General features: G+C 66.7%; 24 protein-coding genes. 15 read left to right on the plus strand and 9 right to left on the minus strand.

Annotation, left to right across the window (positions count from 1 at the left end; translation table 11 throughout):
• The first annotated feature begins 29 nt into the window (after positions 1-29).
• Entirely contained in the window at positions 30-824 is a 795-nt protein-coding gene (phnE, locus tag KW845_RS14385; RefSeq protein ID WP_218369886.1) for a phosphonate ABC transporter, permease protein PhnE, read from the plus strand.
• Positions 825-891: 67 nt separating this feature from the next.
• On the opposite strand, the gene KW845_RS14390 is transcribed toward phnE, so the two are convergent.
• The 8 genes from KW845_RS14390 to phnF form a co-directional block, all read right to left on the minus strand.
• Entirely contained in the window at positions 892-1,740 is an 849-nt protein-coding gene (locus KW845_RS14390; protein WP_218369887.1) for a fumarylacetoacetate hydrolase family protein, read from the minus strand.
• Positions 1,737-2,870, minus strand: a complete 1,134-nt coding sequence (locus KW845_RS14395) for a TauD/TfdA family dioxygenase (protein WP_218369888.1) — start codon at positions 2,868-2,870, stop codon at positions 1,737-1,739. Before KW845_RS14395 ends, KW845_RS14390 begins: the two co-directional genes overlap by 4 nt.
• A gap of 33 nt (positions 2,871-2,903) precedes the next feature.
• Complete coding sequence (locus KW845_RS14400) at positions 2,904-3,866, minus strand: tripartite tricarboxylate transporter substrate binding protein (protein WP_218369889.1); 963 nt, start codon at positions 3,864-3,866, stop codon at positions 2,904-2,906.
• A gap of 70 nt (positions 3,867-3,936) precedes the next feature.
• Positions 3,937-4,605, minus strand: a complete 669-nt coding sequence (locus KW845_RS14405; RefSeq protein ID WP_218369890.1) for a GntR family transcriptional regulator — start codon at positions 4,603-4,605, stop codon at positions 3,937-3,939.
• A 100-nt stretch (positions 4,606-4,705) separates the two neighbouring features.
• Positions 4,706-5,311 (minus strand): phosphonate metabolism protein/1,5-bisphosphokinase (PRPP-forming) PhnN, encoded by a 606-nt coding sequence (phnN, locus tag KW845_RS14410; protein ID WP_255592608.1) that lies wholly within the window; start codon positions 5,309-5,311, stop codon positions 4,706-4,708.
• Positions 5,308-6,042 (minus strand): DUF1045 domain-containing protein, encoded by a 735-nt coding sequence (locus KW845_RS14415; protein WP_218369891.1) that lies wholly within the window; start codon positions 6,040-6,042, stop codon positions 5,308-5,310. The genes phnN and KW845_RS14415 overlap by 4 nt, the downstream gene beginning before the upstream one ends.
• Before the next feature lie 7 nt (positions 6,043-6,049).
• On the minus strand, positions 6,050-7,249 hold the full coding sequence (locus KW845_RS14420; RefSeq protein WP_218369892.1) for an alpha-D-ribose 1-methylphosphonate 5-triphosphate diphosphatase: 1,200 nt from the start codon (positions 7,247-7,249) through the stop codon (positions 6,050-6,052).
• Positions 7,250-7,330: 81 nt separating this feature from the next.
• Positions 7,331-8,056 (minus strand): phosphonate metabolism transcriptional regulator PhnF, encoded by a 726-nt coding sequence (gene phnF / locus KW845_RS14425; RefSeq protein WP_218369893.1) that lies wholly within the window; start codon positions 8,054-8,056, stop codon positions 7,331-7,333.
• A gap of 178 nt (positions 8,057-8,234) precedes the next feature.
• Here phnF and phnG point away from each other — a divergent pair, with 178 nt between their 5' ends.
• From phnG to fba, 9 genes are all read left to right on the plus strand, one after another.
• Entirely contained in the window at positions 8,235-8,705 is a 471-nt protein-coding gene (gene phnG / locus KW845_RS14430) for a phosphonate C-P lyase system protein PhnG (protein WP_218369894.1), read from the plus strand.
• A gap of 122 nt (positions 8,706-8,827) precedes the next feature.
• Complete coding sequence (phnH, locus tag KW845_RS14435; protein WP_218369895.1) at positions 8,828-9,439, plus strand: phosphonate C-P lyase system protein PhnH; 612 nt, start codon at positions 8,828-8,830, stop codon at positions 9,437-9,439.
• 1 nt (position 9,440) lies between these two features.
• Positions 9,441-10,610: a carbon-phosphorus lyase complex subunit PhnI gene (locus KW845_RS14440; protein ID WP_218369896.1), complete on the plus strand. Its 1,170-nt coding sequence runs from the start codon at positions 9,441-9,443 to the stop codon at positions 10,608-10,610.
• The gene (locus KW845_RS14445; RefSeq protein ID WP_218369897.1) at positions 10,607-11,503 is read left to right on the plus strand and encodes an alpha-D-ribose 1-methylphosphonate 5-phosphate C-P-lyase PhnJ; all 897 of its coding nucleotides are present in this window, start codon (positions 10,607-10,609) and stop codon (positions 11,501-11,503) included. Before KW845_RS14440 ends, KW845_RS14445 begins: the two co-directional genes overlap by 4 nt.
• Complete coding sequence (phnK, locus tag KW845_RS14450) at positions 11,500-12,276, plus strand: phosphonate C-P lyase system protein PhnK (protein WP_218369898.1); 777 nt, start codon at positions 11,500-11,502, stop codon at positions 12,274-12,276. Before KW845_RS14445 ends, phnK begins: the two co-directional genes overlap by 4 nt.
• A 6-nt stretch (positions 12,277-12,282) precedes the next feature.
• Positions 12,283-12,999 carry a phosphonate C-P lyase system protein PhnL gene (gene phnL / locus KW845_RS14455; protein ID WP_218369899.1) on the plus strand — a complete coding sequence of 239 codons (717 nt, stop codon included), beginning with the start codon at positions 12,283-12,285 and terminating at the stop codon, positions 12,997-12,999.
• A gap of 2 nt (positions 13,000-13,001) precedes the next feature.
• Positions 13,002-14,189 (plus strand): alpha-D-ribose 1-methylphosphonate 5-triphosphate diphosphatase, encoded by a 1,188-nt coding sequence (locus KW845_RS14460; protein WP_218369900.1) that lies wholly within the window; start codon positions 13,002-13,004, stop codon positions 14,187-14,189.
• A 120-nt stretch (positions 14,190-14,309) separates the two neighbouring features.
• Positions 14,310-14,744: a hypothetical protein gene (locus tag KW845_RS14465; protein WP_218369901.1), complete on the plus strand. Its 435-nt coding sequence runs from the start codon at positions 14,310-14,312 to the stop codon at positions 14,742-14,744.
• A gap of 280 nt (positions 14,745-15,024) precedes the next feature.
• Entirely contained in the window at positions 15,025-16,089 is a 1,065-nt protein-coding gene (gene fba / locus KW845_RS14470; protein WP_218369902.1) for a class II fructose-bisphosphate aldolase, read from the plus strand.
• A 55-nt stretch (positions 16,090-16,144) separates the two neighbouring features.
• On the opposite strand, the gene KW845_RS14475 is transcribed toward fba, so the two are convergent.
• Positions 16,145-16,573: a GFA family protein gene (locus tag KW845_RS14475; protein ID WP_218369903.1), complete on the minus strand. Its 429-nt coding sequence runs from the start codon at positions 16,571-16,573 to the stop codon at positions 16,145-16,147.
• 357 nt (positions 16,574-16,930) lie between these two features.
• On the opposite strand from KW845_RS14475, the gene KW845_RS14480 reads away from it, so the two are divergent.
• The 5 genes from KW845_RS14480 (at position 16,931) to KW845_RS14500 (ending at position 20,552) form a co-directional block, all read left to right on the plus strand.
• Complete coding sequence (locus tag KW845_RS14480) at positions 16,931-17,812, plus strand: phosphoribosylaminoimidazolesuccinocarboxamide synthase (protein ID WP_218369904.1); 882 nt, start codon at positions 16,931-16,933, stop codon at positions 17,810-17,812.
• 136 nt (positions 17,813-17,948) lie between these two features.
• On the plus strand, positions 17,949-18,107 hold the full coding sequence (locus KW845_RS14485) for a DUF5993 family protein (protein ID WP_218369905.1): 159 nt from the start codon (positions 17,949-17,951) through the stop codon (positions 18,105-18,107).
• An 18-nt stretch (positions 18,108-18,125) separates the two neighbouring features.
• Positions 18,126-18,698 carry a disulfide bond formation protein B gene (locus KW845_RS14490; protein ID WP_218370041.1) on the plus strand — a complete coding sequence of 191 codons (573 nt, stop codon included), beginning with the start codon at positions 18,126-18,128 and terminating at the stop codon, positions 18,696-18,698.
• Between the two features lie 105 nt (positions 18,699-18,803).
• A complete protein-coding gene (gene purE, locus KW845_RS14495; protein ID WP_218369906.1) occupies positions 18,804-19,325 on the plus strand; it encodes a 5-(carboxyamino)imidazole ribonucleotide mutase in 522 nt (173 codons plus the stop codon).
• 36 nt (positions 19,326-19,361) lie between these two features.
• The gene (locus KW845_RS14500; RefSeq protein WP_218369907.1) at positions 19,362-20,552 is read left to right on the plus strand and encodes a 5-(carboxyamino)imidazole ribonucleotide synthase; all 1,191 of its coding nucleotides are present in this window, start codon (positions 19,362-19,364) and stop codon (positions 20,550-20,552) included.
• The last annotated feature ends 3 nt before the right edge of the window (positions 20,553-20,555 follow it).

A 20,555-nucleotide genomic window follows, 5' to 3' on the forward strand; every position in this document is an offset into this window, starting at 1 on the left:
TTTCCCTGCCCCATCACGGATTTTCCCCCATGAGCGCTGTTCTTCCGCCTGCCCGCCATCCCGCCGCGGCGCGATCTTCCCTGCCGGTCTTGCTGGTGTGGGGCGTGGTGTTGGCGTTGCTGATGTTGTCGTGGCGCGGCGCCGACATGCGCCCGTGGGACCTGGTGACCGAATCCGGCAACATGGCTACCTACGCGGCTGATTTCTTCCCGCCGAACTTCCGCGACTGGCGCATGTACCTGGACGAAATGCTGGTGACGGTGCAGATCGCCATCTGGGGCACGTTCCTGGCGATTGCGCTGGCCGTGCCGTTCGGCCTGCTGTGCTCGGCCAATATCGTGCCGGCCTGGGTATACCAGCCGATGCGCCGCTTGATGGACGCCTGCCGGGCCATCAACGAAATGGTCTTCGCCATGCTGTTTATCGTGGCGGTGGGATTGGGGCCGTTCGCCGGGGTGCTGGCACTGTGGGTGCACACCACCGGGGTGCTGGCCAAGCTGTTCTCCGAGGCTGTCGAGGCAATCGACCCGCGGCCCGTCGAAGGTGTGCGGGCCACGGGGGCCAACGCCGTGGAAGAAGTGGTCTACGGGGTGATCCCGCAGGTGCTGCCGCTGTGGATCTCGTTCTCGCTGTACCGGTTCGAATCGAATGTGCGTTCGGCCTCGGTGGTGGGCATCGTGGGCGCGGGCGGTATCGGCACGGTGCTGTGGGAGATCATCCGCAGCTTCCAATACGCCGAGACCTGCGCCGTGATGATCATCATCGTGGCCTTCGTCGTGGTGATCGACCTGCTGTCGGCGCGGATTCGGCGCGCGTTGATCTAGGGCCTGCATCGGTGCCGGGATGCTTGCGTGCCCGACACCGATGAGGCCCGATTCGGCCGCCGGAATACTAGGCGCTGGCTGGCACGCACCGCTGCCGCTGGCTGCCCAGGCCTTCAATCCCCAGCACCATCTCGTCGCCGGGTTTCAGGTAAAGCGGCGGCTTCTGTCCCAGCCCCACGCCAGCCGGCGTGCCGGTAGACACAATGTCGCCAGGCTCGAGTGTCATGAAGCGCGAAATATACGAGATCAAGTGGGCAACGCCGAAAACCAGGTTTTCGGTGCTGCCGTCCTGGAACCGTTTGCCATTGACTTCCAGCCAGAGCGACAGCCGGCCCGCATCGGCAATCTCGCCGGGGGTAACCAGCCACGGGCCGATCGGGGCAAAGGTGTCGTGGCCTTTTCCCTTGTCCCACTGGCCCTGCCGTTCAAGCTGGAATTCCCGTTCGGACACGTCGTTGACGATGCAGTAGCCGGCCAGGTACTGCAGGGCGTCAGCGGATTCGACGTATTTCGCGCGCCGGCCTATCACCAGGCCCAGTTCGACTTCCCAGTCGGTCTTGGTCGAGCCGCGCGGGATTTCCACATTGTCATAAGGCCCGCAAATGCTCGAGGCGGGCTTCATGAACAAGACGGGCTCGGTCGGCACGGGGGCGCCGGACTCCTGCGCATGGTCCGAATAGTTCAGGCCCACGCAGACGATCTTGCCCACTTGGCCCACCGGAGGGCCGTAGCGAACGCCGGGCGGCACGGTCGGCAACGCATCGATGTCGAGCGCTGCCAATGACTGCCATGCCTGCGAGGCGAGCACTGTCCCATTGATATCGGGAATATGCGCGCTGAGGTCCCGGATGGTTCCCCGCGCATCCAGCACGCCGGGTTTTTCGCGACCTGGGTCGCCGTATCTCACAACCTTCACGTCGTGGCTCCTTCCAGGGATCGGGCTGCTTCAGCCAGGATCGGCATGGGGGCGTTGCGGGCGGGAATGCCTTCGCGGCGGCTCCAGCCGCTGCCGGCGTGAAGCTCGATGAACTCGGGCGCCAGCTTTCGAATATCGGGAATCTGCACCCAAAGGCGCAGCATGTGGCGTTTGTCTTCCGGTTTTTCGTGGTCTTCGTACTGCGTGCGCGAATGCAGCACCAGATAGTTGTTGCAGAACTGCATGTCGCCGGGCTCGAGCATCATCGAATAGACCAGGTCTTCGCGGCGCGACAGGTCTTCCATATAGTCCAGCACCTCGCGTTCTTCATCGGTGAACGGTACTTGAAGCTTCTGCTGGGCCGTTTCCATCGACTTGCGCACATAGCGGATGCTGAGGTCGCCGTCCAGGTAGCTGTACGCCGGCACGAAGTCGCTGATGGGGGCCTGGTATTCGGTTTCTTCGCCTCTGCGGTCATAGAGAAAGCCGCGATACAGCAGGTCCAGGTATTGCGGCTTTTCCCGCAGCAGCACGTTGTACATGGAGATGCCGCTCACGACCGAACTCAGGCCGCCCGCGCGTGCCTTGTTCAGGCAGAACAGGCCGACCACATCCGACGGGTCGCAATGAAAGGGCAGGTGCGCCTGCGTCTGGTAGCCCCGCACGTTCAGGGCGTCGTAGTCCCGCCCTTGATCGCGTACATGGCCCAGGCGATCGCCATCGGCATTCTGGGACACGCACTTGCCCATCAGGGTGCCCATGCCCCAGAAGAACATTTCGATTTCCTCGCAGGAATACTTATCCGACGGAAAGCCCCGCAGCATGCCGAAGCCGCGGCGGCCGATGTCGCGGTGGATGAATTCCTGCAAGAACGTCGCGAACGCCGGCGCTTCGAAATCGTGCCGGGTCACCGTTTCCAGGGCGCGTCCGCGGCGCACCAGCTTGGCGATGGCGCCGTCGATCTCGCGCAAGTGCGTATCGGATAAATGCCGGATCCAGTCATCCGAGCGAAAAGTGTCGGCGGTCCAGGCGCTTTCGTCATCGACCGGGCTCAGGCGCCGCGGGCGCAACGCGGCTTGCCGGACTGCTGGCGAGGCCAGTGGACTGGGGATGGTGATCGCTTTGTTCATAACGGTTCTCCTCGGCGGCGTGTTGCCGTCTGTTCAATTGATCGTCGCGCCGGAAAGCGTGACGATGTGGTCCCATTTGCTGCGTTCGGACTTGATGTAAGCAGCGAACTCACCAGGGGGAGTTGCGTAGACCGAGATATCGCTTTCGGCCAGCCGGTTCCGCATTTCCGTGCTTCGCAGCGCATCGGTCGCGGCCTTGTTGAGCGTGTCGATGATGGCTTGCGGGGTGCCGGCGGGGGCAAGGATCCCCAGCCACGAGACCACGTCGAAGCCCTTGACTCCGCTTTCATCCATGGTGGGGATGTCCGGCGCGGTGGCGGCGCGCTGGGTGCTGGTGACCCCCAGCGCCACCAGCTTGCCGGCCTTGATGTGCGGCAGCGCCGACGGCAGATCCGGCATGCCGATCTGCACTTCTCCTCCAAGCAGCGCCGAGATCATCGGGCCGCTGCCCCGGTACGGCACATGCGTGATCTGGGTGCCGGTCATTTGCTGCAGCAGTTCCATGCCCAGGTGTGGCGTGCTGCCATTGCCCGCCGAGCCGTAGTTGAGCTTGCCGGGGTTGTCCTTGATCAGCTGCATCAGTTCGCCCACTGTTCTGGCCTGCACGGCCGGATTGGCTACCAAGACGAATTGGGCGCCGGTGGTGAGCGAGATCGGGGCGAAAGCCGCATCGGAATCGTAGGGCAGGGACTTGTACAGGCTGGGCGTGACGGCTAGCGTGCCGATGGTGCCCATCAACAGCGAATAGCCGTCGGGCGCGGATTTGGCAACGTAGTCCGATCCGATCGAGCCGCCCGCGCCTGCCCGGTTCTCGATGATGACGGGCTGGCCCAGCGCCTGGCCCATTTTTTCCCCGAGCATGCGCGCCACCATGTCGGTCGAGCCGCCGGGCGCCAAGGGCACGACCAGCTTTATCGGCTTGTCCGGAAAGCCCGCCGCCATGGCGGCATTGCACAAACAGAATGCGCCCAGCGCAAGCAGTCGCAAGAACTTCATGTCTTTCTCTCCTTTGGTTGGTAATGCGGGAACGGCATCGCCGGCTCTTGGGCGGCGTATGCGAACAGGATCAGCCCGACAGCAGGCCTTCCCGGTTCGACAGGTGCAGGCGCAGGCTCTTGCGGATATGCGAGCGGATGGCAGAGGTGATGGCGGCGCCATCGCCGCGTTCAAACGCCTGCACGATCGCGCGGTTTTCCGCCAGGACTTCAGCACTACGCTGCGGATACTTCTGGACGAGGGCCGCGCCCACCATCTGCACCTGGTCGTCGATGCTCTTGAGCATCTTCAGCAGGTACTTGTTGCCGCATCGCTGGGCGATGCTCATATGGATGGCTCGCGAAGTGCGGATCGATTCAATTCCGTGGCCGCTTTCAAGCTGTGCTTGCGCGCGTTCCAGAATGGCCCGCAGCGCGCCTATCCATTCGTCGTCCACGCGCAACCGGGCTTCCCGGGCGGCCTCGAGTTCCAGGACTTCCCGAACTTTGAACAGGTCTTCCACGTCGGCAAGCGTCAGGGCCCGCACCACGAACCCCCAGTCTGTCTTGTGCACCAGGCCGTTTTCCTCTAACAGCCCAAGCGCTTCACGGATGGGCGTGCGGCTGATGCCAATGGCCTGGGCGATTTCCTGGCCTCGCAGGCGCTGTCCTGGCAAGTAGGCGCGGGTAAGGATTTGTTCGCGTATGAACTGATAGGCCCGTGCGGGTCCGTCGAGGACCTGGTCGGTCTGCTGTGCCATGTGGTGTGCATAAATGAATTCAAATTGAATTCATTTTAGAGGGGCAATCGGCCCTTGGTCAACTATCCCCGCAGTGGGAAATCGCGCAGCCGGCCGCGTATCAGGCGGCCAGCCTGTCCCGCACTACCGCCAGCAGTTGCCGGGCAGCGCCTTCGGGAGGGCCGTCATTGGCCAGGCGCGTGACGGGATGCTGGGCGGGCAGGTCGAAAGACCACGAAGCGCGCTGCAGCCGGGCGCTGATCTGTGTCGGTGTCTCGCGGCCGCGGTGGGCCAGGCGCCGGGCCAGCACCTCGGGCGCAACCCGGATCTCCACGGCCGCCAGGCCGGGATAGCGCGTATAAGCGGCGGCCAGGTGAGCACGGGACCCATTGATGATGACGACCGCGCCGCCCGCGAGCCAGGCATCGATCTCGACCCCGATCCCATAGCGCAACCCATGGCTTGCCCAATGCAGAGCGAAGCAGCCCATGGCCGCACGGTGTTCAAACTCGGCCACCGATAGACATACCGACGCCTCGTCGGTGCCGCTGGGGCGGGTGATGTAGCGGTGGGCGACCAGCACAGGTTCGTCCGGCTTCAGGTTTGCGCGCACGTGCCGCAGCAAAGTGTCTTTGCCGCTGCCCGACGCACCCATCAGGTATATCAGCTTGTCGCCGTGTCCGGGCCGCACGCCATTGGGGGCACAGGGTGCGATATCCATGTTCATGATGCCCCGCCAGCCACGAAACGCGCGCCGGCGCCGTCGCGGCAGGTGCCGTCGAAACCATAGTGGCGCGCCACGATGAAGTCGGCGCCGGCCTCCGGTTCTACGTACAGGCTGATTGCATGCACCGGCATGGGCGCCTGCAATGCCGGACTGCCCAGCGCCTCGAGCCGGGTGTCGGCCGCGGCCAGGCCGCTGGCATCGAGCTGGCCCGTCAGGGTGATATGGAAAGTGTAGGTATCGAAGACGTAGGGGTAGCCCCAGCGTTCCAGCATCTGGCGCTGTGCCGGGCTGAGCGACCGGGGTGCGCGGCGCGCCAGCTCGGAGGCCGAGGGCGGGGCGCGGAAGGTGTCCAGTTCGGCGACAGCCGCGTCGGCCAGCGCATTCATGCGGCGCGATGCGCGCGCATCGTCGATGCACCAGGCCAGGAAGCCGCGCAACGGTTCGCGGCGCAGGGGTATGCCGAACGCGTCACGACCCTTTGCCAGGGCGCGCACGGCCTGGTCCAGGTCCGCCGCCCGGGTGCCCGGGCGCAAGCGGAACGGCGGCTTCAACGTGGCGTGCAGGCCGTAGCGGCGCGGCGCCTGGGTCCACGCATCTTGCCGGGCGTCGGTGCCCGCCGGGCGAAACAGGGTGGCGCCTGTGTCCGCGCAGCGGCCCAGCCAGCGTTGGCCCAGTTCGCGCCAGGCGCCTACGGGCGCCAGGTACAGTGCATAGCGATAGGCTTGCGACATGAGGACACTACGCGGCGATGCGCTGAGCTTGGTGGGTTTCGAAGCTGCGGGTGGCATGCCGCAGCACGCCGCCGACAATCGCGGCGCACACGCGCGGCACGCCGGGCAGGCTGTCGTCGACCACGATGGCATCGGCCGCCTGCCCCGCGGCCAGGGTGCCGCGGTCGGCCAGGCCGGCGGCGCGCGCCGGATTGGCCGACACCAGGCGCCAGGCCTGCGCCAGGGGCACGATGCCCTGGTCGGCCAGCCGCAATGCGGCCGCCAGCGGGGCAGGGTAGTAGTAGTCGGAGGTCAGCACGTCGCATAGCCCGGCGCGCACCATCTCGGTGGCATTGGGCGCGTTGGTATGGCTGCCGCCCCGCACGACGTTTGGCGCGCCGAACACGATGGCGTTGCCCAGGTCGCGCGCGACGCGGGCCGCATCGGGCGTCAGCGGGAATTCGGCCACGCCGCAACCCAACTGGTGGTAATAGCGGCGGGTCGATGCGTCGGGGTCGTCGTGCGAGGCAACGGCCAGCCCGGCATCGCGCGCGCTGCGCGTCAGTTCGCGCATGGCGTCGCCCACATCGTCGGCGGCCGCCATGGCCTGGCGGATGCGGGCCTGGAACGTATCCAGGTCGCACTCGGCGCGATCGGCATACTGCAGCAGTTTGCGGTCATCGCCCAGGCGGCGTGCCATCGAGGGCAGGTGGTCGTTCAGGGCCAGGAACTGCACCTGGCCAGCACGTATCCATTGCTGGGCGATGTCGACCCCGCCCACGTGGTGGGTTTCGAAGCGCAGGTGCACATGATGCCGCGCGCCCAGCGCCTGGCGCATGCGGGCCAGCGCATCGAACATGCGCTGGGCATACGGCTCGCCGCGCAGGCCGCCTTCCCATGACAGGGTGACGCCATGGAACTCGGTGGTGATGCCGTTGGCCAATAGCTGGCGATCGACATCGTGCAAGGCCGCGTCGTAGGGGAAGGTCACGCCCGGGCGCGGCATGACGGCACGCTCGAAAGCGTCGCCATGCAGGTCTATGATGCCTGGCAGCACAAGCAGGTCGCCGGCGTCCAGCCAGGCGGCGCCTGGCGTGGGCGCGGTACCGGCGTCGCCGATACGGCCATCGCGAAAAGCCAGCTGGCCGGCGGCCAGCCCGGCGGGCGTCAACACGCGGCGCCCGGCAATGCCGGCCAGCGTGGCAAGAGAAGAAGGATCGGGGTTCATGCCGGCACCTTACCGGTGCTCTATGACAACTGGATGTCTAGACGATTTCGTACGCCCGCCCGAGTGGGTTCGGACGCCTGCTCAGGCGCTTTCGTCGGCCACCACCAACTGGACCCAGTCGCCCACGAAGCGGGTCACGCTGTACTGCAGGGGGGCGCCGTCGCGGTCGACGTTCAGGGATTCCACGTTCAGGATGGGCCGGGTCTTGGGCTGGCCGAGCAGGCGGGCCACTTCCGGCGTGGGCAGCGCGGCCGTGATGCGCGACCACTTGCGCGTGTAGTCGGCAATGCCGTAGTGCACGTAAGTGCGCGAGATCGAACGCAGCTTGCGCAGGTTGTCGGCGAAATCGGGAAAGCGCTTTTCGTCCAGGTAGTGTTCGGATACGTCGACACAGCGGTTTTCGGTCTTGCCTAGCGATTGCACCCGCAACAGCCCGGCCGAGCGGCTCAGGCCGAGCTGGCGGGCGATTTCCGCCGCACGCACGCTTTGGCTGCCGAGTACGTCGATATAGCCCAGCATGCCCTGGCTGCGCAGGTTCTCGGAAAAACGCGTGCGCTTGCCGATGGCGTAATCGATGGCGTGCTCTTGCACGAAGGTGCCGCGGCCCTGTTCGATGCGCACCAGGCCGCTTTGTTCCAGTTCGCCCATGGCGCGGCGTATGGTGTGCCGGTTCACCGAGAACTTGGCGGCCAGTTCGGGTTCGGGCGGCAACTGCTCGCCCGCTGCATAGAGCTTGTTGCGGATGTCGTCGGCCAGCAATTCGCCTATTTGCCGCCAAACCGCGACGCCCGATCCTCTTTCGACCATGGTGGTAATCCGTTCCGTAATGGCATCTTCATGTTAGACGGCCATGATTGTGCACCAGTCGCGCGCCGATGTGGCGCAGGCGGGACGTAATGCCACGCTGTCACGAAAGCTTCATGCCGCGATGTTTTACTGGCCGTGTGTTTACTAAATCTAGTCGTCTAGACGTTTAGAGGAATACATGCAGACTATAGCTTCTGATCGCACCGATGCGTACGCCCGGCGCGCAGCGTGGATGCGGGTACTGGCGCTGGCCGAGCCGGCCGTGCTGGACCAGGCAATACAGGCCCTGGGGCCATTGCCGGCCCACAGCGCGTTGCGCCCGCCGGAAAGCGGCATGGCGATGGTGCGGGCGCGTAGCGGCGGCACCGGCGCGCAGTTCAACCTGGGTGAAATGAGCATTACCCGCTGTGCCGTCACGCTGGAAAGCGGCACGATGGGCGTGGGCTATGTGCCCGGACGCGCGCGGCGCCACGCCGAGCATGCCGCCGTGCTCGATGCGCTGCTGCAGCGCGACGAGTGGCATGACCGCATCCAGGCCGGTGTGATTGCGCCCCTGGCGCAGGCGCAGGCCGAACGCGCACGGCATCAGGCGCGCGTGGCCGCGCAGACACAAGTCGAATTTTTCACGATGGTGCGGGGAGAAGACTGAGATGAAAACCCACCCCCGAAGCGCTGCGCGCTTCCCCCTCAAGGGGGCGACGCTGGCGGACCGGCAAAGCCGGCTCCGCGGCGTCCCCGCTCTGGCCGCGCCACGCGCGATGAGGCACTGACATGATTCCTGGGCAGATAACTCCATTCGACGTGCCGCCGGCGGCCGGGTTTGCCGATGCGGTAATGCAGTCGCAGCAGACCTTCCGCGCCGCGCTGCAAGCCTTGGCGCATCCGGGCAGCATCCAGGATCTCGCCGCCGATTGCGGTGTGCCGCCAGGCCTGTCGCCCGGCATGACGGCCATGCTGCTGGCGCTGGCCGACGTCGACGCGCCGGTATGGCTGCCTGCCGGCGTGCCCGAAGCCGTGCGCCACTTCCTGCGCTTTCATTGCGGCTGCCCGCTGGTGGACGACCCCTCGCAGGCGCGCTTTGCCGCGGTGCCGGCTGGTCATGCGGCACCCGAACTCAGCCGTTGCCATCCCGGCGACCCCTCGTATCCGGATACGTCCACCACGCTATTGCTGGAAGTCGAGTCCCTGGACAGGGGCGCCGCAGTGACGCTGGCCGGGCCCGGCATCGCCACGCAGCGCGTGCTGCACGCGGCCGGCTTGCCCGACGGGTTCTGGACGCAATGGCGGGCCAACCACCACCTATTTCCCCTGGGCGTGGACGTGTTCCTGATCCAGGGCCACCGGCTGTGCGGGTTGCCCCGCACGACTATCGCGGAGGGCTGACATGTACGTGGCCGTCAAAGGTGGCGAACGCGCCATCCTGAATTCTTACCGCATGCTGGATGCCTATCGGCGCGGCGATACGGCTGTGCCCGAGTTGACGCTGGCGCAGATCCGGCAGCAGATGCCGCTGGCCGTGTCGCGCGTCATGGCCGAAGGGGCGCTGTACGACCCGCAACTGGCCGCGCTGGCGATCAAGCAGGCCGCCGGCGATGTGATCGAGGCGGTGTTCCTGCTGCGGGCCTACCGCAGCACGCTGCCGCGGTTCGGCTATACGCAGCCGGCGGACACGGCGCGCATGCGCCTGTCGCGGCGCATTTCGTCGACATTCAAGGACGTGCCGGGCGGGCAGATACTGGGCCCCACGTACGACTACACGCAGCGGCTGCTGGACTTCTCGCTGGAAGATCCCGCCGAACCCGCCGCGCCGCTGGCGCCGGCCACGCAGCCCTTGCCCGCATCCATGCCGCGCGTGACCGACCTGCTGCAACACGACGACCTGATCGACCGCGAGGCCATGCCGCCGGACGACCCGGCGCCGTTCGACCTGACGCGCCAGCCGCTGGCCTTTCCGGCCGGGCGCGATGCGCGCCTGCAGAACCTGGCCCGCGCCGATGAAGGCTTCTTGTTGTCGATGGGGTATTCGACGCAACGCGGCTACGGCAATACGCATCCGTTCGCCGCCGAAATCCGCTACGGGGCGCTGGAAGTGGAGATGTTCATCGAAGAACTGGGCTTTGCCGCCGTGGTAGGCGAGATCGAGTTGACCGAATGCCAGATGGTCAGCCAGTTCGCCGGCAATGGGCACGAGCCGCCCAAGTTCACGCGTGGCTACGGGCTGACATTCGGCTATGGCGAACGCAAGGCCATGTCGATGGCGCTGGTCGATCGTGCCCTGAAGGCGCACGACCTGGGCGAGGCCGGCGATGCGCCGGCCAACGACCATGAGTTCGTGCTGTATCACAGCGACAACGTCGAGGCCTCGGGTTTCGTGCAGCATTTGAAGCTGCCGCACTACGTGGACTTCCAGGCCAACCTGGAACTGCTGCGCCGGCTGCGCCAGGAGCAGGACGCCGCCCGGCCGCAGGTTGCCGCCGCCCCATCTTCCGCCGCGCCCAGCGCGGCCCCCAGCGCGGCGCCTGCCGCCATTGCCGACGAGGCCCTGTCGTCATGAGTTCCGCTTATGCCACGGTCGCGCGCGACGACCACTACAACTTCGCGTACCTGGATGAGTCCACCAAGCGCATGCTGCGCCGCGCCTTGCTGAAGGCGGTGGCCATACCCGGCTACCAGGTGCCGTTCGGCAGCCGCGAGATGCCGCTGCCCTATGGCTGGGGCACGGGCGGCATCCAGGTGACCGCCGCCATCATTGGCACGGCCGATGTGCTGAAGGTGATCGACCAGGGTTCGGACGACACCACCAACGCCATCAATATCCGTCGTTTCTTTGGCCGTGTCACCGGCGTGCGCACGACCGAGTCCACGCGTGAAGCCTCCATCGTGCAGACGCGCCACCGCATTCCCGAGACGCCGCTGCGCGAAGGGCAGATCATGGTCTACCAGGTACCGATACCCGAGCCGCTGCGCTGGCTGGAACCCAGCGAGACCGAGACCCGCACCATGCACGCGCTGGCCGAGTACGGCGGCATGCATGTGAAGCTGTACGAAGACATCGCGCAGCATGGACACATTGCCACGACCTACGACTATCCGGTCATCGTCAACGGCCGCTACATGATGCGTCCGTCGCCCATTCCGAAATTCGACAACCCCAAGCTGGACGGCAACCCGGCGCTGATGCTGTTCGGTGCCGGCCGCGAGAAGCGTGTCTATGCGGTGCCGCCCTATACGCAGGTGAAAAGCCTGGACTTCGAAGACCATCCGTTCCGCGTCGAGCAGTGGGACCAGTGTTGCGATCTGTGCGGGTCGCGCCACAGCTACCTGGACGAGATCATCCTGGACGACCAGGGCACGCGCCGCTTCGTGTGCTCGGATACCGAATACTGCGCCGATCGCCAGGCCGCCGGCCACACCGGCGCGGCCGCCACCGTGGAGGCCGCAGCATGAGCAGCCCAGCCCTGCTTTCAGTGCGCGACATGACCTGCACCTGGGACGGCGTGCACGGCTGCCGCGATATCAGTTTCGACCTGCATCCCGGCGAAGTGCTGTGCGTGGTGGGCGAATCCGGTTCGGGCAAGAGCACGCTGCTGCAGGCGGTGTCGTGGCAGGCGCAGCCCGAGGCGGGCAGCGTCTGGTACGACACGCGCGACCGCGGCTTCGTCGACCTGGCATCGCTGTCGGCCGCCCACCTGCGGCTGCTGGCGCGCACCGACTGGGGCTTTGTGCGCCAGAACGCGCGCGATGGGCTGCGCATGCAGGTCAGCGCCGGGGCCAACATCGCCGAACGCCTGATGGCGGTGGGCCAGCGCCACTATGGCGACTTGCGCCACGCGGCGGGCAACTGGCTGCAGAAGATGGAAATCGACGTCGGCCGGCTGGATGACGCGCCGGCGGCATTTTCGGGCGGCATGCAGCAGCGCCTGCAGATCGCCCGCAACCTGGTCACGCATCCGCGCATGGTGTTCATGGACGAGCCCACCGCGTCGCTGGACGTGTCGGTGCAGGCGCGCCTGCTGGACCTGCTGCGCCAGTTGGTGGCCGACTTGAAGCTGGCTGCCATCGTGGTCACGCACGACCTGGCCGTGGCGCGGCTGCTGGCGCATCGCACGCTGGTGATGCGCGACGGGCGGGTGGTGGAAAGCGGCCTGACCGACCAGATCCTGGACGACCCGCAGCATCCTTATACGCAGTTGCTGGTGTCTTCCATCTTGCAGAGTTGAATCCCCATGAATGCCTCTACTTCCCTGATCCAGGTGCGCGGCCTGGGCAAGATGTTCACCCTGCATAACCAGCGCGGCATCCGCCTGCCGGTGTTGCGCGATGTGGATTTCGACGCCGGCCCCGGCGACTGCCTGGTGCTGGCCGGCCCGTCGGGCACCGGCAAGAGTACCTTGCTGCGTTGTCTTTACGGCAACTACCTGGCCACCGCGGGCAGCATCCGCGTGCGCGACGGCGATGCCTGGGTGGAACTGACCGGCGCGCCCGAGCAGCACATTCTGCGCTTGCGGCGCGATGTCATCGGCTATGTCAGCCAGTTCTTGCGGGTGATCCCGCGCGTCAGCACCCTGGACGTGGTGGCCGAACCCTTGCGCGAACGCGGCCAGGACGCCGCGGCCGCGCGCGAACAGGCGGCCGAGCTGCTCGCGCGCCTGAATGTGCCGCAGCGCCTCTGGAGCCTGCCGCCCGCCACGTTTTCGGGCGGCGAGCAGCAGCGCGTGAATATCGCGCGCGGCTTCATCGGCGGCCATCCCGTACTGCTGCTGGACGAACCCACCGCATCGCTGGACGCCGACAACCGCGCCGTGGTGGTGGCGCTGATCCGCGAAGCCGTGGCCGCGGGCCGCTGCCTGGTCGGCATCTTCCACGACGAAGCCGTGCGTGACGAGGTCGCCACGCGCATCCTGCCCATCCAGCCGGCCGTGGCGGCCGGCGTCCTGGAGTAGCCATGTCTGCCCTGTACCTGACCCATGCCCGCATCGTGCTGCCCGACATGGTGCTGTCCGACAGCGCCATCCTGATCGAAGATGGCGTCATCGCCGCCATCGAGCCTGACGGCGTACGCGCCGCGCAGGTGGTCGACCTGGAAGGCCAGACGCTGCTGCCCGGCCTGATCGACCTGCATTGCGACGCCATCGAGAAAGAAGCCGAGCCGCGTTCGCGCGTGCTGTTCCCGCTGGATTTCGCGGTGGCCCAGGTCGACCGGCGCAATGCGGCGGCCGGCATCACCACGCCATTCCACGCCCTGTCGTTCGCCAACAATGAGTGGGGCGTGCGCAATAACCAGACCGCCTCGCAGGTGGCGCGCACGCTGCACGCTTTCCGCGCCCACAGCCTGGTGGACAACCGCGTGCACTGCCGCTACGAGATCACCGACGCGAGCGCCATGCCGGTGTTGCAGGCCTTGCTGGACGAGGGCGTGGTGGACTTGCTGTCGGTCATGGATCATTCGCCGGGGCAGGGCCAGTTCAAGACCCTGGAAGCCTATCTGCAGTACATGATGGGCAACCACGCTATGAGCCGCGACGAGGCCGAGGACGCCGCGCGCGCCAAGCTGCAGGCCCGCGACGGCGCCGCGCTGCGGGTCGAGACCCTGCTGGAGCATGCGCGCCGCCTGGGCGTGCCCACCGCCAGCCACGACGACGATTCGGTGCAGCGCATCGCCACCATGCGCAACCTGGGCGTGTCGATGAGCGAGTTTCCCATCAACCTGGATACGGCCACGGCGGCGGTGTCTTGCGGCCTGCCCACTATCCTGGGCGCGCCGAACGTGCTGCGTGGCCAGAGCCAGAGCGGTTCGATGCGCGCCATCGACGCCGTGCGCGCGGGCGTGGCCAGTTGCCTGTGCTCGGACTACCAGCCGTCCACCCTGATCGCTGCAGCGTTTGCGGTGGCGGCGCAAAGCGATCTGACGCTGTCGCAGGCCGTGGCGCTGGTCACGGCCAACCCGGCCGATGCGTGCGGCCTGGGCGATCGCGGCCGCATTGCGGCAGGCCGGCGCGCCGACCTGGTGGCGGTGGCCCTGGTGGGGCAGTTGCCGCTGGTCAGCCACGCCTGGTCGGGGGGGAGGCTGGTGTTCGCCGCCCACTATCACGCCGCTTCGCGCCAGCCGGCGCGCGAGGCCGTGGCGGCCTGAAGGCACGCGCGGGGGGCTGCGGCCGGCAGGGCTGGCGCCCGTCGCCGGCCTTCTGGTTAAATGGGCTGCATCTGCCAGTCCGTGCAACGGGCCGGCGCTTCATGGCCGGAGGGCTGCATCATGGCAAATCTGAATTTCACGCAAGATCTCGAAGCCCCTGATCTGTGGGCGGCCGAGAACGTGCCGGCCGGCCCGGGCCGCTCGCCCATCCATGTCATGGTGCAAACCGACGGCGAAGAGCCCAGCCCGGCGGCATCGCGCGTGGTGCGCGACTTGTTGGCCAGGCTCGACGAACAAGTCCTGGCTGCCGCCGATTCCCTGCTCGACCACTATTCGCCCGAGCAATGGCTGAAACAGGGCATCGATCCGACGCAGTGGTTGCCCGAGGAAACCGCCAAGGCCATGGCCGGCTGCGCGGTATTGCGCGCCCTGTGGCTGTTCGACGAAACCGGCGAGGGCTACGAAATGTGGTTCACCGTGCCGTGGGATGCCGAACACACCTATGACGTCGAGTTCGACGCAGGCGAGCCGATAGGCTGTTCGGTCAACGATTGAGCACCGGCCGGGGCCGCGACTCGAAACAAAGTTATTCATGCAAATCAATGGCTTGAATAGCGGCCTCGGCTAACCGCGCAAGGCGGCGCAGGCGCCGGATGGCGCCTGCGCACGGCGGGTGGCACCACCGGCCCAGGCCGCCGGCGCTGCGGTGCGTGGGTGCGCGCTGACACCTTCCGTGACATTGGCCACCCGGGAGCCCATCCCAATCCCGGCTAAAATCCCGCTATTCAGCAAGGCTCCAACCCATCGTTCCATTGCCATTCAGGAGGACCACCCCATGGCCCTAGTTTCCATGCGCCAGTTGCTCGACCACGCCGCCGAGCACGGTTACGGCATTCCCGCGTTCAACGTCAACAACCTGGAGCAGGTTCAGGCCATCATGGAAGCCGCTGCTGAAACCGACAGCCCGGTGATCATGCAGGCCTCGGCCGGCGCGCGCAAATATGCGGGCGAAGGCTTCCTGAAGTACCTGATCCAGGCCGCGGTGGAGTCCTATCCCCACATTCCGGTGGTCATGCACCAAGATCACGGCCAGTCGCCCAAGGTTTGTCAGGGCGCCATCGACCTGGGCTTCTCCAGCGTCATGATGGACGGCTCGCTGAAAGAAGACGGCAAGAGCATCGCCGAATACGACTACAACGTCGAAGTCACCAAGAAGGTCGTCGACATGGCCCACAAGGTGGGCGTTACCGTCGAAGGCGAACTGGGTTGCCTGGGTTCGCTGGAAACCATGATGGGCGACAAGGAAGACGGCCATGGCGCCGAAGGCACCATGACCCGCGAGCAACTGCTGACCGACCCCGAGCAGGCCGCCGACTTCGTACGCAAGACCCAGCTCGACGCCCTGGCCATCGCCATCGGCACCAGCCACGGCGCCTACAAGTTCAGTCGCAAGCCCACCGGCGACATCCTGTCGATCGCGCGTATCAAGGAAATCCACACCCGCCTGCCCAACACCCACCTGGTGATGCACGGCAGCTCCAGCGTGCCGCAGGAACTGCTGGCCGAGATCCGCGAATTTGGCGGCGACATGAAAGAAACCTATGGCGTGCCCGTGGAAGAAATCCAGGAAGCCATCAAGTTCGGCGTGCGCAAGGTCAATATCGATACCGATATCCGCCTGGCCATGACCGGCGCCATCCGCCGTTTCTTCGCCGAGAATCCCGGCAAGTTCGACCCGCGCGAATACCTGAAGCCCGCCCGCGCCGCCGCCAAGGCGATTTGCGTGCAGCGCTACACCCAGTTCGGCACCGCCGGCAACGCCAGCAAGATCAAGCCGCTGCCGCTGACCGACATGGCGCAGCAGTACGCCACGGGCAAGCTGGCCCAGGTCGTGCAATAAGCCTGCGGCAGGCTTGCGGCGCGGCCCCGTGCGGGCCGCGCCGGCCGCCGGCGCGTCAGCCCGGGGCGTTGCGTCCGTAGCTGGGCACGGCCGGATCGCTGCGGTGCCATGCCGGCGCCGAATCGGTCCATAGCGCCAAGCGCGGGTGGAACACATCGGGGTCGTCCAGCGACCCCGCTTTTACGATGACGTACCCCGCACCTTCGGTGCGCCCGAACAGCGGCGTGCCGCAATCGGCACAAAAACTGCGTACCACCGTGTTGCCAGAGTCGCCCTGGTAGGCGTGTTCGCGCGCCTGGCCCCGCAGCACCCGAAGGGCATCGGGCGCCAGCAGCAATGCATGGGCCGGGGCGCCGCCGCTGGCGTACTGGCAGTCGCGGCAATGGCAGGTGGCTGCCGTCATGGGTTCGGCCGTGATCGTGTAGCGCACGGCGCCGCATTGGCAGCCGCCGGTCAAGGGAGAAAAAGCAGGTGGTGCGGGCATGCGGTGGCTCCTGGGCGGGCTGGCAGGGTATAGCTGGCGGTCGACTCGGTGCTGTTGTGGGGGGCTTTGTTTGCGTTCTTGGATCGCCTTGCCGTCCAGGGCGTGGGGCCGGGCGAAGCCCGTCGGGCTCGGGCGCATGCAGGCGCCCTCGGCCTGCTGCGCAGGCTGCCCCGCCGGTCGACTCGCCCGGCCCCACGCCCTGGACGGCAAGGCTGGCCAGTGTCTCACAATGAGACCGGACATCGCCTGGTTTTGCCTCTGGAAACGACGGTTCGAATTTGCACTGATGCAGTCCCCGCACCGACGCGGCCGCGGCATTTGCAGTAATCTATGCTCATTTTTGCCATAGGCCGATTCGTGACTTCCGCCCTGCATCAATCCAGCATCAAGTCCCTGCCGCTACTGGGTCGCGGCAAAGTGCGCGACATGTACGCCGTGGGCGACGACAAACTGCTGATCGTCGCCACCGATCGTATTTCCGCGTTCGACGTCATTCTCGACGACCCGATCCCGGGCAAGGGCCAGGTGCTGACCGAACTGACCGAGTTCTGGCTGAGCAAGCTGGCGCATATTCTGCCCAACCATTCCACCGGCGTGCAGCCCGAAGACGTGGTGGCGCCCGACGAACTCGACCAGGTGCGGGGCCGTGCCGTCGTGGTCAAGCGCCTGCAGCCCATCCTGGTCGAGGCCGTGGCGCGCGGCTACCTGATCGGCTCGGGCTGGAAAGACTACCAGGCTACCGGTTCGTTGTGCGGCATCCAGTTGCCCGCCGGACTGCAGCAGGCCAGCAAGCTGCCCGAACCCATTTTCACGCCGGCGGCCAAGGCCGAATTCGGCATGCATGACGAAAACGTCGATTTCGCCCACGTGGTCAACGAAGTGGGCCAGGACATGGCCGAGCGCATCCGCGACGTCACCTTGCGCCTGTACGCCGAAGCCGCTCAGTTCGCGGCCACCAAGGGCATCATCATTGCCGATACCAAGTTCGAATTCGGCCTGGATGACGACGGCACCCTGTACTTGATGGACGAGGTGCTGACGCCGGATTCGTCGCGTTTCTGGCCGGCCGACGGCTATCGCGTGGGCATCAGCCCCCCGTCGTTCGACAAGCAGTTCGTGCGCGACTGGCTGGAAACCCAGACTTGGGACAAGACCCCGCCGGCCCCGCGCCTGCCGCAAGACGTGCTGCAGAAGACCGCCGCCAAGTACCGCGAGGCGCTTGACCGCCTGATGGCCTGAGGAAGGGCCGAGGCTGGCCGGGCCTGCGCCCGCCGCCGCCAATTGCACGAAATAGGGCGGTTTAGCCGCCTTGTTTGCCCGCCAGCGCAACGCAATATTTCGTATCGTAACGATCGACCTCCGGAGGATCGATCGCATGATCATGATGTTGCCCTTTCTGACCAGCGCCTTGGCGGTGTGGTACGGCATGCTTGGCAAGCGTCGCCCGTGCTTCACGCTGTGGCTGGCCACGTTGCTGATGTTCGTGGCCGGCGCGCGGCTGCACCTGGCCGAGCCCTTCATACTGGCCCTGTAGGGGCCGGCCCGAATGAGCGTGATCTTCTCGCTGAACCCCGCCCGGGGTTCGCGCATCATCAATACGCTGGCATTGCTTGGCATCAGCATCCTGCTGTATGTAGCGCTTGCCTGGCAGTTGCTGTTCGATGCCGCGCCGTGCCCGCTGTGCCTGTTGCAGCGGGCGGCGTTCGTGATGGCCGGCATCGGGTTGCTGCTGAATATCCGGCTGGGGCCCTCGCCGCTGCATTACGCCATGGTGGTCGCGGCATCGCTGGGCGGGTTGGTGGCGGCCGGCAACCAGTTGCTGGCGCAGGCCGGGCCGGGCGCGCTGCCCGGCGGTCCGCCGCTGCTGGGCATGCATGTGTATTCCTGGTCGTTCCTGGCGTTCTGCACGCTGCTGGTGTTCTGCGTGCTGATGCTGGCGGCAGACCGCAAATGGGGCGATAACGCCCTGAAAAAACCCGTTGCGTTGCCAGCCCTGGTCATCATGGGGCTGTTCTTGCTGGCTATCCTGGCCAATGTGGCGGCTACGTCGCTGGAATGCGGGTTGGGCGAATGCCCGGGCAGCATCGCGGTGCCCGCCGCGCCGCCTGCCGGCAGCGGTTCGTAGGCACGCCGGGCCGGCTCGTGGCCGAGGCGGGTAAAATATCGGGTTTTCCGCCAGCCGCGCCAATTGCGCGCTGCCCGCCCCGCCTTCTGTCTTGCCGACTCTGCCATGACGACTACTTCCTCAGCATCCGCGCCAGCCACTCCTGTGGTGGGCGTGATCATGGGTTCTTCCAGCGACTGGGACATCATGAAACACGCCGTGGCCATGCTGGAAGAATTTGGCGTGCCGCATGAAACCCGCGTCATTTCGGCCCACCGCATGCCGCAGGACATGGCCGACTACGGCGCCGCCGCGCGCTCGCGGGGCCTGCGCGGCATCATCGCCGGGGCGGGGGGCGCGGCCCACTTGCCCGGCATGATGGCCGCCCTGACCGAAGTACCGGTGTTCGGCGTGCCCGTGCCGTCCAGATACCTGCGCGGCGAAGACTCGCTGCTGTCCATCGTGCAGATGCCCAAGGGCGTGCCGGTGGCCACCTTCGCCATTGGCGAGGCAGGCGCGGCCAATGCGGCGCTGCATGTCATCGCCACGCTGGCCGTTACCGACGATGCGCTGCATCGCCAACTGGTGGCGTTTCGCGCCCGCCAGACCGAAGCGGCCCGCAACATGGTCGTTCCCCCGCAGCCCTGACCTTGCCACGCGTCCGCCATCGGCCGCGCCATCCGTATGACTTCATCTACTGATTCCTTCACGATCGCGCCCGGCAGCTGGCTGGGCTTGCTGGGCGGCGGCCAACTGGGCCGCATGTTTTGCCATGCCGCGCAAAGCCTGGGCTATCGCGTGGCCGTGCTCGACCCGGCCGCCGACGGCCCGGCCGCCATGGTGGCCGACCGCCACATCCAGGCGGCCTACGATGACGCGGCCGGCCTGAGCCAGTTGGCGCAGCTGTGCCGCGCCGTGACCACCGAGTTCGAGAACGTGCCGGCCGACAGCCTGCGTGCGCTGGCCGCGCAATGCCGGGTCAGCCCGGCAGCCGACGCGGTGGCCATCGTGCAGGACCGCATTGCCGAAAAAGCCTTTATTGCCGGGCAGGGCATCCCGGTGGCGCCGCACGCTGCCATCCGCGCCGCGCAAGATCTGCAAGACGCGCCGGCCGGCCTGTTCCCCGGCATTCTGAAGGTGGCGCGCCTGGGCTACGACGGCAAGGGCCAGGCACGCGTGGCCACACGCGAAGACGCGCTGGCCGCCTATGCCGAATTCGGCGGCGTGGCCTGCGTGCTGGAAGCCCTGATGCCGCTGGACTACGAAATCTCGGTCGTGCTGGCGCGCGGCTTCGATGGTGCCGACGTGGTGTTCCCGGTGGCGCGCAACTTGCATCGCGACGGCATCCTGGCGGTGTCCACCGTGGCGGGTACCGAGGGCGATGCCGCCCATGCGCAGCGGCAGGCGCAGGCGACCGACGCGGCGCGCGCCATTGCGCGCGGGCTGGGCTATCACGGTGTGCTGTGCGTGGAGTTCTTCGTGCTGACCGACGGCAGCGTGGTGGTCAACGAGATCGCGCCGCGTCCGCACAACAGCGGCCACTACACGCTGGATGCCTGTGTCACCAGCCAGTTTGAGCAACAGGCGCGTGCGATGGCCGGCTTGCCGCTGGGCAGCACGGCGCTGCTGGCGCCGGCCGTGATGCTCAACATCCTGGGCGATATCTGGTTCGAGCCGGGCGCCACGTCGCCGCGCGAACCCGATTGGGCCGGGGCCCTGGCCGTGCCGTCGGCCAAGCTGCATTTGTATGGCAAGCACGATCCCCGGCGGGGCCGCAAGATGGGCCACGTTACCGTGGTGGCTGCCACGCTGCAGCAGGCGCGCGCCGATGCCGCGCGCGTCGCGGTGGCGCTGGGCATGGCCGCACCCGAATGAACC

Source organism: Bordetella sp. BOR01 (assembly GCF_019218885.1).
Taxonomy (GTDB): domain Bacteria; phylum Pseudomonadota; class Gammaproteobacteria; order Burkholderiales; family Burkholderiaceae_B; genus Bordetella_A.

Bases quoted from the DNA above. Each gene is read 5' to 3' on its own strand.
- phnE (WP_218369886.1), top strand. From the start codon at position 30: ATGAGCGCTGTTCTTCCGCCTGCCCGCCATCCCGCCGCGGCGCGATCT.
- KW845_RS14395 (WP_218369888.1), bottom strand. From the start codon at position 2,870: ATGAACAAAGCGATCACCATCCCCAGTCCACTGGCCTCGCCAGCAGTC.
- KW845_RS14400 (WP_218369889.1), bottom strand. From the start codon at position 3,866: ATGAAGTTCTTGCGACTGCTTGCGCTGGGCGCATTCTGTTTGTGCAAT.
- KW845_RS14405 (WP_218369890.1), bottom strand. From the start codon at position 4,605: ATGGCACAGCAGACCGACCAGGTCCTCGACGGACCCGCACGGGCCTAT.
- phnN (WP_255592608.1), bottom strand. From the start codon at position 5,311: ATGAACATGGATATCGCACCCTGTGCCCCCAATGGCGTGCGGCCCGGA.
- KW845_RS14415 (WP_218369891.1), bottom strand. From the start codon at position 6,042: ATGTCGCAAGCCTATCGCTATGCACTGTACCTGGCGCCCGTAGGCGCC.
- KW845_RS14420 (WP_218369892.1), bottom strand. From the start codon at position 7,249: ATGAACCCCGATCCTTCTTCTCTTGCCACGCTGGCCGGCATTGCCGGG.
- phnF (WP_218369893.1), bottom strand. From the start codon at position 8,056: ATGGTCGAAAGAGGATCGGGCGTCGCGGTTTGGCGGCAAATAGGCGAA.
- phnG (WP_218369894.1), top strand. From the start codon at position 8,235: ATGCAGACTATAGCTTCTGATCGCACCGATGCGTACGCCCGGCGCGCA.
- phnH (WP_218369895.1), top strand. From the start codon at position 8,828: ATGATTCCTGGGCAGATAACTCCATTCGACGTGCCGCCGGCGGCCGGG.
- KW845_RS14440 (WP_218369896.1), top strand. From the start codon at position 9,441: ATGTACGTGGCCGTCAAAGGTGGCGAACGCGCCATCCTGAATTCTTAC.
- KW845_RS14445 (WP_218369897.1), top strand. From the start codon at position 10,607: ATGAGTTCCGCTTATGCCACGGTCGCGCGCGACGACCACTACAACTTC.
- phnK (WP_218369898.1), top strand. From the start codon at position 11,500: ATGAGCAGCCCAGCCCTGCTTTCAGTGCGCGACATGACCTGCACCTGG.
- phnL (WP_218369899.1), top strand. From the start codon at position 12,283: ATGAATGCCTCTACTTCCCTGATCCAGGTGCGCGGCCTGGGCAAGATG.
- KW845_RS14460 (WP_218369900.1), top strand. From the start codon at position 13,002: ATGTCTGCCCTGTACCTGACCCATGCCCGCATCGTGCTGCCCGACATG.
- KW845_RS14465 (WP_218369901.1), top strand. From the start codon at position 14,310: ATGGCAAATCTGAATTTCACGCAAGATCTCGAAGCCCCTGATCTGTGG.
- fba (WP_218369902.1), top strand. From the start codon at position 15,025: ATGGCCCTAGTTTCCATGCGCCAGTTGCTCGACCACGCCGCCGAGCAC.
- KW845_RS14475 (WP_218369903.1), bottom strand. From the start codon at position 16,573: ATGCCCGCACCACCTGCTTTTTCTCCCTTGACCGGCGGCTGCCAATGC.
- KW845_RS14485 (WP_218369905.1), top strand. From the start codon at position 17,949: ATGATCATGATGTTGCCCTTTCTGACCAGCGCCTTGGCGGTGTGGTAC.
- purE (WP_218369906.1), top strand. From the start codon at position 18,804: ATGACGACTACTTCCTCAGCATCCGCGCCAGCCACTCCTGTGGTGGGC.
- KW845_RS14500 (WP_218369907.1), top strand. From the start codon at position 19,362: ATGACTTCATCTACTGATTCCTTCACGATCGCGCCCGGCAGCTGGCTG.